Annotated in this window: 17 protein-coding genes and 1 riboswitch; of the genes, 9 read left to right on the top strand and 8 right to left on the bottom strand. The window is 37.2% G+C overall.

Annotation, left to right across the window (positions count from 1 at the left end; translation table 11 throughout):
- The first annotated feature begins 105 nt into the window (after window positions 1–105).
- Entirely contained in the window at window positions 106–969 is an 864-nt protein-coding gene (locus NL42_RS03430; RefSeq protein ID WP_461311756.1) for a DMT family transporter, read from the top strand.
- Window positions 970–971: 2 nt separating this feature from the next.
- Here the strand turns inward: NL42_RS03430 and NL42_RS03425 are convergent, their stop codons facing one another.
- The 4 genes from NL42_RS03425 to tusD are packed head-to-tail and all read right to left on the bottom strand — an operon-like array spanning window position 972 to window position 2,367.
- Window positions 972–1,283 (bottom strand): TusE/DsrC/DsvC family sulfur relay protein, encoded by a 312-nt coding sequence (locus NL42_RS03425; RefSeq protein WP_005306315.1) that lies wholly within the window; start codon window positions 1,281–1,283, stop codon window positions 972–974.
- Window positions 1,284–1,301: 18 nt separating this feature from the next.
- Entirely contained in the window at window positions 1,302–1,586 is a 285-nt protein-coding gene (locus NL42_RS03420; protein WP_461311755.1) for a DsrH like protein, read from the bottom strand.
- A gap of 17 nt (window positions 1,587–1,603) precedes the next feature.
- Window positions 1,604–1,954, bottom strand: coding sequence for a hypothetical protein (locus tag NL42_RS03415; RefSeq protein ID WP_005306310.1), 351 nt, complete (start codon window positions 1,952–1,954; stop codon window positions 1,604–1,606).
- A 44-nt stretch (window positions 1,955–1,998) separates the two neighbouring features.
- On the bottom strand, window positions 1,999–2,367 hold the full coding sequence (tusD, locus tag NL42_RS03410; protein WP_003652216.1) for a sulfurtransferase complex subunit TusD: 369 nt from the start codon (window positions 2,365–2,367) through the stop codon (window positions 1,999–2,001).
- 65 nt (window positions 2,368–2,432) lie between these two features.
- Here tusD and NL42_RS03405 point away from each other — a divergent pair, with 65 nt between their 5' ends.
- The 7 genes from NL42_RS03405 (at window position 2,433) to NL42_RS03375 (ending at window position 9,301) form a co-directional block, all read left to right on the top strand.
- Window positions 2,433–3,440, top strand: a complete 1,008-nt coding sequence (locus NL42_RS03405; RefSeq protein WP_461311754.1) for an NAD-dependent epimerase/dehydratase family protein — start codon at window positions 2,433–2,435, stop codon at window positions 3,438–3,440.
- A 116-nt stretch (window positions 3,441–3,556) separates the two neighbouring features.
- Window positions 3,557–4,951, top strand: coding sequence for a class II fumarate hydratase (gene fumC, locus NL42_RS03400; protein WP_004791824.1), 1,395 nt, complete (start codon window positions 3,557–3,559; stop codon window positions 4,949–4,951).
- A 203-nt stretch (window positions 4,952–5,154) separates the two neighbouring features.
- Entirely contained in the window at window positions 5,155–5,472 is a 318-nt protein-coding gene (locus tag NL42_RS03395) for a hypothetical protein (RefSeq protein WP_461311766.1), read from the top strand.
- A 271-nt stretch (window positions 5,473–5,743) separates the two neighbouring features.
- Window positions 5,744–5,974, top strand: a complete 231-nt coding sequence (locus NL42_RS03390; protein WP_004791826.1) for a hypothetical protein — start codon at window positions 5,744–5,746, stop codon at window positions 5,972–5,974.
- Window positions 5,975–6,274: 300 nt separating this feature from the next.
- Window positions 6,275–6,820: a cysteine hydrolase family protein gene (locus NL42_RS03385; RefSeq protein WP_461311753.1), complete on the top strand. Its 546-nt coding sequence runs from the start codon at window positions 6,275–6,277 to the stop codon at window positions 6,818–6,820.
- Between the two features lie 331 nt (window positions 6,821–7,151).
- Entirely contained in the window at window positions 7,152–7,643 is a 492-nt protein-coding gene (locus NL42_RS03380; RefSeq protein ID WP_461311752.1) for a hypothetical protein, read from the top strand.
- Between the two features lie 150 nt (window positions 7,644–7,793).
- Window positions 7,794–7,881: riboswitch (glycine riboswitch) on the top strand.
- A 175-nt stretch (window positions 7,882–8,056) separates the two neighbouring features.
- Window positions 8,057–9,301: a D-amino acid dehydrogenase gene (locus tag NL42_RS03375; RefSeq protein WP_461311751.1), complete on the top strand. Its 1,245-nt coding sequence runs from the start codon at window positions 8,057–8,059 to the stop codon at window positions 9,299–9,301.
- A 44-nt stretch (window positions 9,302–9,345) separates the two neighbouring features.
- Here NL42_RS03375 and NL42_RS03370 read toward each other — a convergent pair whose 3' ends face one another.
- A complete protein-coding gene (locus tag NL42_RS03370) occupies window positions 9,346–9,990 on the bottom strand; it encodes an A1S_1983 family putative colistin resistance protein (RefSeq protein WP_461311750.1) in 645 nt (214 codons plus the stop codon).
- A gap of 99 nt (window positions 9,991–10,089) precedes the next feature.
- Between NL42_RS03370 and ispF the strand changes: the two genes are divergently transcribed.
- Window positions 10,090–10,581 (top strand): 2-C-methyl-D-erythritol 2,4-cyclodiphosphate synthase, encoded by a 492-nt coding sequence (ispF, locus tag NL42_RS03365; protein WP_016137875.1) that lies wholly within the window; start codon window positions 10,090–10,092, stop codon window positions 10,579–10,581.
- Here ispF and NL42_RS03360 read toward each other — a convergent pair.
- The 3 genes from NL42_RS03360 to NL42_RS03350 form a co-directional block, all read right to left on the bottom strand.
- Window positions 10,569–11,093, bottom strand: coding sequence for a protein tyrosine phosphatase family protein (locus tag NL42_RS03360; protein ID WP_461311749.1), 525 nt, complete (start codon window positions 11,091–11,093; stop codon window positions 10,569–10,571). The genes ispF and NL42_RS03360 overlap by 13 nt on opposite strands.
- Before the next feature lie 200 nt (window positions 11,094–11,293).
- Complete coding sequence (argF, locus tag NL42_RS03355) at window positions 11,294–12,208, bottom strand: ornithine carbamoyltransferase (RefSeq protein ID WP_446090223.1); 915 nt, start codon at window positions 12,206–12,208, stop codon at window positions 11,294–11,296.
- A gap of 112 nt (window positions 12,209–12,320) precedes the next feature.
- A complete protein-coding gene (locus NL42_RS03350) occupies window positions 12,321–12,974 on the bottom strand; it encodes a TetR/AcrR family transcriptional regulator (protein WP_446090224.1) in 654 nt (217 codons plus the stop codon).
- Window positions 12,975–13,206 lie beyond the last annotated feature (232 nt).

The raw sequence follows: 13,206 nt of genomic DNA, 5'->3' as shown, positions 1-13,206 counted from the left end.
GTACTGGTAAGTAATACATAACAGTTCTTTTAAATTGTACTGCTTTGTATCTGGTTTTATCACCTTAGCACAGCTTAAATTCTTCGTATAGTGACGGAGAAAATTATGGATAGGTTTATGAATGGCTGGGTGAATGGTTTTATTGGCGTGGCTATTTTTGCAGGGTCACTACCAGCAACACGGGTAGCCGTAATGGGGTTTGAACCTGGCTTTCTAACCGCAGCACGTGCGGCAATTGCGGGTATTTTAGGACTTATTCTTATATTGGTTTTAAAACAAAAGAAACCAGCCAAACAGGATTGGTGGCCTCTAGCCATTGTTGCTTTAGGGGTCGTGATCGGTTTTCCATTGTTTACAGCACTTGCTCTACAGCACATGAATGCAGCTCATTCAATTGTCTTTGTTAGTCTTTTGCCGCTTGCAACTGCAATATTTGCTGTACTAAGAGGTGGAGAAAAACCTAATCAACTTTTCTGGATATTTGCAGTATTAGGGAGTGCGGTTGTTTTCGCCTATATGTTCTTCCTTTCTGGTGATACATCACTTGGAATAGGGGACTTTTATATGTTGATGGCCATTATTTTTTGTGGCTTTGGTTACGCAGAAGGCGGCGTACTTTCAAGAAAAATAGGCGGGTGGCAGGTCATTTGTTGGGCGCTTATTTTATCTTTACCTTTTATGCTGTTGCTTACTATTTTCTATATGCCAGCTTCATTTCAGAGTGTGTCTCCATCAGCTTTAGTCGGTCTTATTTATGTGTCTTTGTTTAGTATGCTCATTGGCTTTTTCTTTTGGTACAAAGGACTGGCACAAGGTGGTATTGCTGCCATAAGCCAACTACAACTTTTACAACCTTTAATGGGGCTAGGTATTGCAGCGGCTTTATTGCACGAACATGTGAGCTGGTCAATGTTAGTGGTCACAGCAGCAACTATTTTATGTGTCGCTGCTGCCAAAAAGTTTACTTAACTTTATAAACAATTTGCTGGTTTAGGAACACCTGCCAAACGACTCAAATGACGGGCAACTAAACCAGTATTAAATTGTTGCTGTAAAACAGCGTTATTAATCTCTGGACTTACCGTTTTCATTAAAAATTTAATGAGAGGGCGAGTTGCTGGAGAATGTCCAAACTGTTGATAAAACTGACGCACAGCAGCTAAAACCTCGAAATGCCACTCGGTCAATTCAATATCAAGTGACTTGGCAAGCTCTTGTGCAACTTCAGGATTCCAGATTGTATAATCAACCAAATGACCATCTTGGTCTAATTCTAAATTCATGAAACCAGCCTAAATATATTATTTAAAAGAAATACAGCGATTAAATGTTAAAACAAGATCTGCAAATTGATCATAGTCCAATACATTTATCTGAGCTAAAGTATCCGTATCGATTAAATCTTTTTCGATGCTTAAGCATGAAACCCTTTCAAACCGTTGAATCATTTCAGCTGAAAGTCGTGCAACAGAATCACCCATAAAAATAATCTGGTCACCTTTCTGATAAAGGTTACCTAATTCATCAATAACATTCGGTGTATTATGATAAGCGGATTGCACAAGATAAAGTGTTGATGGATTCATTAAATTTACACCTTAATCTACCAATATAAGACATGGTCAAAAGACTGAATGAACTCATTATTTAACTCAATGAATTCGAGCTCTTGTTCTGTTTGCTGAACAAAAGGATTTTGCTGATTTTTGCTTTCGATCAGAATCGGACTTAAATCATAAAATTCAAAGCTTTCGACCATATTTGATGCTACTTTGAAAGCATGGTGAAGTTGGCTAAAGCTCAGGTCATTTTGTAAAAGACTAAGCGCAGCATCTTTCAATAATACTTTGACTGGTGAGCCAAAGGTTGCTAAAACCATAGTAGCGGAAAGGCTTTCATTGATTTGAAGACTGGTTAAGTTGGCTTGGCTTAAAATGACGAGTACAGATTTCACACAATATACCTTTTAAAAGCAACAATCTAAGCAAACAAAGTAACTTAAAATTGAATAAGACGAGATGCTGACTGTACCGCATCAGCAAGTTCACCTAACCCGACCAGTTGAAAGTCTTTGGCAAGGTTGTAATGAGTAAGGTGATGGCGACTGGCATTTTCTGCATCGGTAATACCACGAGCGAGGGCAGCACTCACACATACAGGAAGTCGAATCGAAAGCTTTTGCCATTCATGCGTTAAATTACGCTGGTCGTCAGGAACCCATTGAAAATCATTAGCAACCTGCACGCCATCTTGGTAAAAGAATACACGAAAGTCTTCATTTTTACTTTTGAGTGCCTGAGCAAGTCCTAACGCATGCCAAGCATGGATGGAAGTAGGAGCAGAGGTAATTAGTAGTAATGTACTCATTGAGAATTCACTATGGTCATACGTCTAAATGGGCGTAGATGCATTAAGAGAAAGGTAAGTATACAATGATTTTAGTGACAGGTGGTTTAGGCTTTATCGGTTCACACATTGCGTTGAGTCTCATGGCTCAGGGTCAAGAAGTGGTAATTGTCGATAATTTGGCTAATTCAACCTTGCAAACGCTGGAACGGCTAGAGTTTATTTCTGGTATGTACGTTCCATTTGTTAAACTTGATGTACGTAATACACCCGCATTGAATAAGGTCTTCGAGCAATATTCAATTGATGCAGTTGTTCATACTGCCGGTTTTAAATCAATTGAAGAATCTAATCTTAAACCTCTTGAATATTATAATGATAATGTAAGTTGCATCATGAGTTTACTGCGTGCCATGCAACGCACAGGTGTTCGTCACTTTATTCAGCTGTCAAGCCTTGCAGCTTATGGAAAATCTGGTTTGCAATTAAGCGAAACAGAAGAGTTTAATTACACTTATCCTAATCCTTATATTAAGTCTCAACAGATGATTGAAGAAATTATCCGTGATACTTATAAAATTGATCATGAGTGGAAAATTGCGATCTTGCGCTTATCTAATATTGTAGGTGCATTTGAACATGGGGTACTCGGAGAGTATGTCGCACAGCTCCCTAAAAATATTGTACCGCTTGCGATGCAAGTTGCAGCAATGCAACGTGATTTGATTGAATTACAAGATCAAGCTGAAACATCAGATCATACGACTGAACGCAGTTTTCTACACGTTTTAGATGTGTGTGAAGCTGTAACTGCAAGCTTACATTGGCTGCGTGATCAAACACATTGCTGTGAGGCATTCAATATTGCCCATGATCAAGTTCACTCTGTTCGTCAACTACTAGATGAAATTTCACAAGTAACCCAAGCTGAAATTCCGACTCAACCCGCAATTTACAAACATGTTGAGTTAGGTCAAGTTGGGGCAGACATAACTAAAGCAAAAACATTATTGAATTGGGCACCTAAACGTCCGTTAAAACAAATGATTGAAGATGAATGGCGCTTTTATCAAAATACATTAAATGGAAGATAAGATAATGATTCTTATTTACAATAATGGAATGCTTGAGTACGATACTAAAAATTAACTAGCCAGAGCAAATACTTGCTTCAGCCCGTAAGTTCTTTAACCAGACAACTGAGGTTTCTATGCAAACACGAATTGAACATGACACTATGGGTGAGATTGAAGTTCCAAATGAAGCATTGTGGGGGGCACAGACTCAACGTAGCTTACAGAACTTTAAAATCGGGCAAGAGCGATTACCCCGTGCCATGATTCGAGCAATGGGGCTGGTGAAAAAGGCTGCTGCAATAACCAATGCTGAACTTGAACAGTTACCACAAGATTTGAGCCAATATATTGTGGGCGCGGCTGAAGAAGTCATTGATGGTAAGTGGGATTCACAGTTTCCTTTAGTGGTCTGGCAGACGGGTTCTGGTACCCAAAGCAACATGAACTGCAATGAAGTGATTGCCAATATTGCGAACCAAAAATTAGGTCAAGCGTTGGGTGCACAAAAACCTGTACATCCAAATGATCATGTCAACCGTGCTCAATCAACGAACGATTCATTTCCAACCGCTATTCACGTGGCAGCAAGTTTGCAAATTAATGAATTGCTTATTCCTGCCGTAGAGCAGCTTAAAGCGACTTTGCAAAAAAAATCAGATGAGTTTCAGTCTATTGTTAAAATTGGTCGTACCCATTTACAAGACGCAACTCCATTAACACTAGGTCAAGAATTTAGTGGCTATGTCTCTCAGCTTGAGCATGGATTAGTTCGTTTGCAACAGGCTTTAACAGGTTTATATGAATTACCATTGGGTGGTACTGCGGTAGGAACAGGACTAAATGCACATCCTGACTATGCAGTGAAAGCAGCTGCTCAACTTGCTTTGCTTACAGGCTTACCATTTGTGACTGCTCCAAACAAATTTGAAGCATTGGCAGGACGTGATGCAGCTGTTTTTGCTTCTGGTGCATTAAAAACGCTTGCAGTTAGTTTAAATAAAATTGCGAATGATATTCGTTGGTTGGCTAGTGGTCCACGCTGTGGTTTCGGTGAAATCCGTATTCCGGAAAATGAACCTGGTTCAAGCATTATGCCGGGTAAAGTAAACCCGACACAAAGTGAAGCAATGACCATGGTTGTTGCGCAAGTGCTTGGAAATGATACGACTATTAATGTGGCTGGTGCTTCAGGTAACTTTGAATTAAACGTATTTATGCCTGTGATTGCTTACAACCTATTGCAGTCTATTCAATTGCTTGGTGATGCATGTAATAGTTTTAATGATCACTGTGCCGTGGGAATTGAACCTAATCAGGATAAAATTGATCACTTCTTACATAATTCGCTCATGTTGGTCACTGCTTTAAACCCAGTGATTGGCTATGAAAATTCTGCAAAAGTTGCCAAGACTGCCTATAAGGAAAATAAAACTTTGAAGCAGGTTGCTGTTGAGCTTGGTTTAGTTACAGCAGAGCAATTTGATGAAGTGGTTAAACCTGAAAAAATGGTTTCACCAAATAGTAAATAATCTCTCCTAATGGGCTTTTTTATTCTTAAATACTTCTGTAATATCCGCGAGTTGCTAAGTACAACAAATGTCCTGAATGATCAGCGCAAAAAATCATAAGGGGAAGGCCTACTTGAAAAAGTAGGCTTTTTTTATACCTTGAAATATGAATGTCATATCTAGACTTTACTTTTGTTACGTTATTTTATTTTAAGTTCAAAAAAATGGGAAAAACTAAATCAATAGTTGTTTTAGCAATAACAGCTTGTACCTTGTCGGGTTGTCTACAAATGTTTCCACCTACGGTAGCTGAGCTGAACTCTGGGGTTTATCAACTTCATGCTCAAAGTAATGCATTTGGTTCAAGAGAAGCTTTGAGGGCAAAGTTAATCGGTAAAGCAGAAGAAATATGTAAAGATAAGGGTTTTGATGAGTTGGATAGCAATAACAAAATTGTAAATCATCATACTGTCTATAATTCAGGACTGCTTATTCCAGTGAATACCAAAGCAGCCGTTTTGAAAGTTAAGTGTAAAGATTAATTTAAATAGCAGTAAGCCCATGTGAGAGTTAGTTCTCTCAGACATATGACGGTATAAGAAACCCGACTAAGTATCGACTAATGGCGGGGTTTTTTATTGTTAAGTATTTCTGTAATATTTATATATTAGTTTGGCGCTGAACGATTAGTGCTAGAAATCAAAAGAAGGGCGGATCTTTTTTCGCTAGCTTCATTTCTGCTTGAGAAGAGGAAGTAAGCTTTTTTATTATTTAAGAAAAAACATAATTTTTTTAGATGGAATTTAAATAGTGATGTACACAATTAGATATGTTCATCGGAACAATACTTACTATATTGCTTCGAATATCGAAGGGAATTTTATTATTCTTGAGTCAATTGATTCAGAATTCCGTATGGGCCATCAAATTTCTTATGATGGTGAGAAGGTATTTAACCTTACTTTGAATGATGAAACTGATGCAGTCATTAAATTAGAGAGTAATGAAAAAACAGCCTATGAATACTTACTTTCAGTTAAATAAATTAGCTTTTTATAATGAATTATTTCTTTAAGAACTAGGTGTGCTTAAAAAGGTATTTCATACAATAAAAACTTAATAAGCTTTGTTTTTTATGAAAAAGCTATGGTATGGTTGTTTACGCTTTAATTTTGGGCAGTTAAAACAAATGAACTGTTTATTGAATAAAATCACCACCACCACGACTTCTAAAGAAGGCTGTGTGTGATTTTTATTAAAGTGACTTAATAAGATAACCAAACCCAGCCAATAATGGCTGGGTTAATTTTTCTCTGCTCATTATTGGTTTTACAGAGAAAGATTATGGGAAAATTCAGTAGTAACTCAAAATCGGCTTTACTCGTCATTGATATGCAAAATGGCCTATTTAGCGCCCAGTTTAAGCCGCATAATGCTCAACTCGTACTTTCAAATATTTTTAGCCTTATTGAATATTGCCGCTTGAATGAGACACCGATTATCTTTATTCGGCATGTCGGTGAGAAAGACACACCTTTAGATCCAAATGGACCGAATACTCAAATTATTAAAGAGTTATCCGTTAATCCAAATGCCGATACAGTTATTGAAAAAATGTACCCGAGTAGCTTTAAAAATACTGCTTTAAAAGAAGTATTAGAGAAACTTGATGTTGATGAAATCATCATTACTGGGATGAAAACTGAGTATTGTATTGATACTACTGTTAGGGCTGCTTCAGAGTACGGATATAAATTGATATTAATTTCAGATGCACATACAACAACTGATTCAGTAGCTTTAAATGCTCAGCAAACAATTGACCATCATAACCAAATTTTAAGTAATGCTTTTGCTAAGTTAAAAACGACAGAAGAGTTCATTTCTTAAATTTAGTTTAGAAGTAAAGCGAACAACTTTATTCAAAAAGTCTTATTAGTTGTATCAACTAAAGTATAAGAAAACCTTTTGATGACTAGTGGTTGCTCGGCTTTTAGCAGTAACAAGAATTGAACCTGTATCAACAAAGAGCTCTTTTCGGAGAGCTTTTTATCAAGAGGGTGGAAGTTTCACTAATTAATGGCGAATTAGCGTTGAATAAGCTGTCATAATTGTTAAAATGCCCACCTTGTCCTGTTTTTACATTGTTTTTGTTTTGCATTTATTTTGCAAAATTCAAGATAAAGTAGTTGAAAACAGAAGCTTAGCTAAGGATTTTTGAATGCTCTCTATTTATTTGACAGATACTCAACAACATGTGCAATTTAATGATTATCCCGGTGATCAGCCTGTTAAGTTTCTGTTAAATCTTAAAAAGATTTTCCCAAGTACAGGTGACCTGTTATTGCCAGTTTTACCTGATGATAATGATCTAGAAAATGTCACATGGGAATCAACTTCAGAAGATTTTGATGTTTTTAAAAAGCTATTGGCTGGATGGGGTGTTATTGAACTCCGTTTAAATGCAATTACGGCTTATAAAGATAAAAACTTTGCGAATGAGTTAGTGAAACAAGCTCAAGTGAAACGCAAAAAAACTGCCCAAAAAAATCATGAACTTTCTTTGGTTGCACTTGATTATATTTTTATGCACGAAGTTCACGCATTGATTGATGCAGAATTGGTCACTATTGGTGAGAAATTTTATTTACCAACCTTGCGTGAGCAATGGAAGGGTACAGTTTCAGACCCAGTGCTCAATGGAAAACTCTAATTAAACACAAAAGGTGAATTTGTAAAGATTCACCTTTTTTATTTTTATAATTAAATTAATGCTTTATAACTTGATAATTACTAGTACAAAAGTTTACAAGAAAAGAATGCGTTTTTTTTAAAGTGGCAGATACATTGCTTATATAAATACAAAATTATTGCGGGAGAGAGGTTCGAAAGAACCCGCCGAAGGAGCAACAAGCCCGGAAACTCTCAGGCAGAAGGACTGTAATAATTAAAAAATCTGGAGAGAAGCTTAGATTTATAAGAATTGAAAATAATAACTTATAAATTATAAACTCACCGAAGGGGAAGATCTAAACGTTAAAAGGTAACGTTCGGGTCGAAACTCTCAGGTACCAATGACAGATGGGCTGTACTGATGAAATGTTTTGCATTTCTGAGGAGTCTGTTATGCCACATGTTATTGTGATAGGTGCGGGAATCACAGGGGTTACGTCTGCCTATGAATTGTCGCAACTGGGTTATCAAGTCACAGTGATTGATCGACATCTATATCCTGCAATGGAAACATCATTCGCCAATGGAGGGCAATTATCGGCTTGTAATGCTGAAGTATGGAACCAAAAAGCTACTGTAGTTAAAGGCTTTAAGTGGATGAGACAAAAAGATGCACCGCTACTGCTGAACCCTTCATTTAGTTTGCATAAGTATAGCTGGCTAGTTGAGTTCTTATCCCATATTAAACACTATGAAGCGAATACGATCGAGACGGTCCGATTGGCATTACTTGCTCGTAAGCGTTTATTTGAGGTTGCTGAAAAAGAGCAACTCGAGTTTGATTTGGAGAAACGTGGAATTCTCCATATGTATCATAGTAAGGCTGACTATGAGATTGCTAAACAAGTAAACAATGTCTTGAATAAAGGCAAATTGGAGCGCTATTCAGTTTCACCTGATGAGATGAAAACCATAGAACCATCATTAACAGGTGAATATTTTGGTGGTTATTACACACCAAGTGATGCAACGGGGGATATTCATAAATATTCAACCTCTTTGGCTGAAAAGACTAAACAATACGGCGTTGAGTATAAATTCGGTCTGGAAGTCACAGATATTAAGTGTCATCCAGACAAAGTGATCGTAAGTTGTCAGCCAAGTGCAGAGCATCCTTATCTTGGTGAATCCGATAGCATCCAGATTGAAGGTGATGTGCTGGTAGTTTGCGGTGGTGTAGGAAGTTATCAGCTCGCCGATATGATTGGAGAGCGAGTAAATGTCTACCCAGTAAAAGGTTATTCAATTACTGTGCAATTAAAAGATGAGCAAAGTGTAAAGAATGCACCGTGGGTCAGCTTACTAGACGAGAGTGCTAAAATTGTGACTTCTCGTTTAGGTAAGGATCGGTTGCGCGTGGCGGGAACTGCTGAATTTAATGGTTACAACCGCGATATACGGGCTGATCGTATTCAACCACTGGTGAATTGGGTAAACCGTAACTTTGATATTTCAACGGAGCACGTGGTGCCTTGGGCTGGTTTAAGACCTATGATGCCTAATATGCTGCCTGTGGTGAAGCAGTCTAAACAACCTCGTATTTTCTACAATACAGGACATGGGCACTTAGGGTGGACTTTATCAGCGGCTACTGCTGTTTTAGTCGGTCAGGATATTGCTCAAAAATATCCGGCCTAGAAAGTAAAAAGCCAGTGTTCAAACACTGGCTTTTATTTTACGTACTAATCATATAATCGGTAGATTCCGCTAAACCGCTCACAGCCTTTTTGTTGGGTTTTCACATTAAGTAAAGCTTTTTGAAAATTAAACTGATATTTGCAGTTATGTTCATTATCTAAAATTTCACTTTTTTGTTCAGGCGAACTATAGGCCATTAAAGAAATCGTTTGAGTTTCTTTGCGGTTATTTGGATTGCGGTATGCTATTCCTTCAATCTTAATTTTATCCTTTGCGAGCTGATGGACCTGAATGTGAACAGGCTGTGCTGCTAGGTGTCCATCTTCAAACTTAAGATAATGTTGGGTCAGCGTTTGCTTAAGTGATGCATAAAAATTTAGGTCGTCAGTACGTAAATCAAACTGTTGTTGAATACATGTATTACTCTTGCATTGCTGAGTATGTTTAGACCATAACTTTTGTGTATCCTGTAAAAGCTGTAAGGGAGCATCAGTAACTAAATATGCAGAAAGATATTTATTATTGAGTTCCTTTCTCGATTCACTAAATGTTTTTGAGCAGATTTTAAGCTCAGCTCCAGAATTAGAGCAGTCAGTTGATTCTGCAAAGACAAGAGATGAACATAAACAACTCAGTGCCACGGCAAAACTTAATCTTTTCAATTGATTCATATCAGTATTAGACAGCATGATCGCTTATACTTTCAGTCTACGTTGCTAGGTGTACTATAGCGAAACAGAAAGGCTGAATACAAGATTTCTTAAGTTTTTATGGGAGGTAATAGTTATATGGTTGCTCAAATTCGCATTGGACAAGGAATGGATGTGCATGCTTTTGAAGCGGGGGACTTCGTTACATTGGCTGGTATTCAAATTCCACATACACATGGCTTGAAAGCACACTCTGATGGTGATGTGGTGCTCCATGCCCTATGCGATGCTTTGTTAGGTACTTTGGCACTCGGAGATATTGGACAACATTTTCCTGACACGGACCCAGAATTTAAGGGTGCGGACAGCCGAGTATTGTTAAAGCATGTTTACCAATTAATTTTAGACCGTGGTTATCAGTTAAATAATGCTGATATTACGGTGGCTTGTGAGCGTCCCAAATTAGCTAAGCATAATTTAGAAATGCGACAAAGCATCGCTGATGTTTTAAATGTAGATATTAATCAAATCAGTATTAAAGCAACGACAACCGAAAAACTTGGGTTTACCGGTCGTCAAGAAGGAATTTTAGCTACAGCAACTGTTCTAGTTTCTCATCACACCAAGTGATCGGCTTGTTGTAAAGACTGCTGAAGCTCAAGAGTTGCCTTACGGCCTTTTAGCTGTAAGGTAATACTATGAATAAGCCCTGTCCAAGTTTCATTGGGTTCCCAAATCTCGTGGAGTAAATCTTGAGAAGTAGGCATGTCCATATTCATATAAAACTGTCTATAGACATACATGAGACAACTAGTACTATCGTTTTTAGTGCAGTGAATCCAGACGATTTCATTCTGAACTAAATGATCAATGAGATCGAGTACCAATAAACATTGCTCGGCAGATGGAGTCTCCCAGTCAATTGGAATATGGATATAATTTAAACCGAGGTCTAAACAAATACGATCTTCATTTTCAATATGGTTTGGTGCATTACTTACAGCGAGGTTAATGACTATACTGCAACCATATTCTTTAATCAGTTTTAGTTGTTCGATTGAGGGTTGAGCCGAACTAAATAAGTGCTCATGAATAACGGAAAAAGTAGGGATTTGAGCTAATGATTGTTCAAGAGTGGTCATGATCGTACTCGGCAAGAGTAAGTTTGGCTTATTGTGTTGAATGTTATACACGATTATATCTGAGAGATAAAATACAGCTAGCTTATATATTCATCAGCCTAAACAAGAATACTAAAAAAATTATAGTAAACAAAAGAAGTCATTTAAAAAAATAAAAAAACAGCACGATAAAAGTGCTGTTTTTTAGAAAGAAATTAAGCTTACTTTAGATGTTCATTTAATAAGAATTCCATCAAAGCTTTTTGTGCATGTAAACGGTTTTCCGCTTCATCCCAGACCACAGCATTTTTATGGTCCAGCATGGTTTCAGAAATTTCTTCGCCGCGATGGGCAGGTAAACAGTGCATGAATAAACATTCAGGATGAGCAAGTCCCATTAATTTTTCATTGACTTGAAAAGGAGCAAAGGCTTTTTCACGAAGCTTCTGTTCTTCTTCTTGTCCCATGCTTGCCCATACATCTGTCACAATGAGATCTGCATTTACAGCAGCATCTTCGGCATTGTCAAAAACTTCAACACAATGACCAAACTCTGCTAAAAATTCAGGTTTAGGCTCATATCCTTTTGGTGATGCAATTTTGAGTTTAAAGCCCATCATGTGTGCAGCTTCAATATATGAATTACACATGTTGTTGCCATCACCAATCCAAGCAACAGTTTTACCTTTAATGCTACCGCGGTGTTCAATATAAGTCTGTAAATCTGCAAGTAACTGGCAAGGATGATGGTCATCTGTCAAACCGTTAATCACAGGAACTTTTGAATACGATGCAAAACGTTCAACAATGTCATGACCGAAAGTACGAATCATCACAATATCAAGCATACTTGAGATTACACGTGCTGAGTCTTCAATTGGTTCGCCACGGCCTAATTGTGTGTCGCGAGGCGATAAGAAAATCGCGCTACCACCAAATTGGTTAATGCCTGCTTCAAAAGAGATACGTGTACGCGTGCTTGATTTCTCAAAAATCATTCCCAATACTTTACCAACAAAAGGTTGATATACCTTATTGTCATGCTGCATTTTTTTAAGTTCGCTTGCGCGTTCTAAAATGCGATTAAGTTCTAGAGTGGATAGATCACGTAAAGTCAGGAAATGTCTTAGAGCCATGTAGCTACTCCATAATAATTGTTATGAAATACAACAATTATCTGTTGTTGGCTGGGTGGATGTGGAAAAAAAGAAGTCTACTATACTATAAGCATTTTAAAATGCAAAAGAATTAGACTTTATGATGGCCTCTTAAGAAAATATCAACACAATAGTTAATATAATCAATTACTTCTTTCTCATCAGTTGGTAAAGGCATCCCCATAATTACACGCCATTCTATATCACGTAAAATTCCAAAATACATTAACGAAGAATGATCTGGAGATGTGCAAAGAATTTCTTCAGCCTGATGGGAAATTAGCAGTGCCTGAGCAATTGTGTTTTGTATATTTTGAGCGCATTTTTCATATAGATATTTGCTCAAAGTTGCATTGCATTGTGTTTGTTCAATAATCAAACGTAAAAAAGCGATATGTTCGGGTTGAATAATATGATTATAAAAGCGAATGAGTGTTTGAATTAAATAGTTGCGTAACGATATTTGGGATGGTTGAAAGGGCATGGAAATATCTTTAAAGAACATTTCACGGCGATAATCGCAAATTGCGGTAAATAAGCCATCTTTATTGCCGAAATATTTATAGATAGACGCTTTTGAACCACCAGCATGATTAACAATGTCATCAAGAGAAACGGCATCATATCCTTTATCCAGAAACAGCTCGGTCGCACTTAGCAATAGAGCTAAGCGACGTTCTATACCTCTGCGTGTTTGGGGTTTTTCACATACTGAATGATGTGACTCAAGGACTGAATCATGCATAAAATTTCATAACAACGGTTAACTTTGCTTGTTTAGTATAGCAAAACTATCTTTAAGGATGGTCATCACTATTTTTTTAGGTCATCTGCTGAACAGTAAATAGATATTTTAAAAAATAAATGAATAGAAAATATAAGCTTAGAGTGGGTTTTTAGAAAATTTAATGATGTAACCTGATGTTCATTTTTAAATTTAATAAAAAATAAAGCGGCTAAGAATGTCTTGGCCGCTT

It is taken from the genome of Acinetobacter sp. GN11 (genome assembly GCF_054823985.1).
Note: the sequence above shows the minus strand (reverse complement) of the source record. Positions and strands in the feature narration are given on the sequence as shown.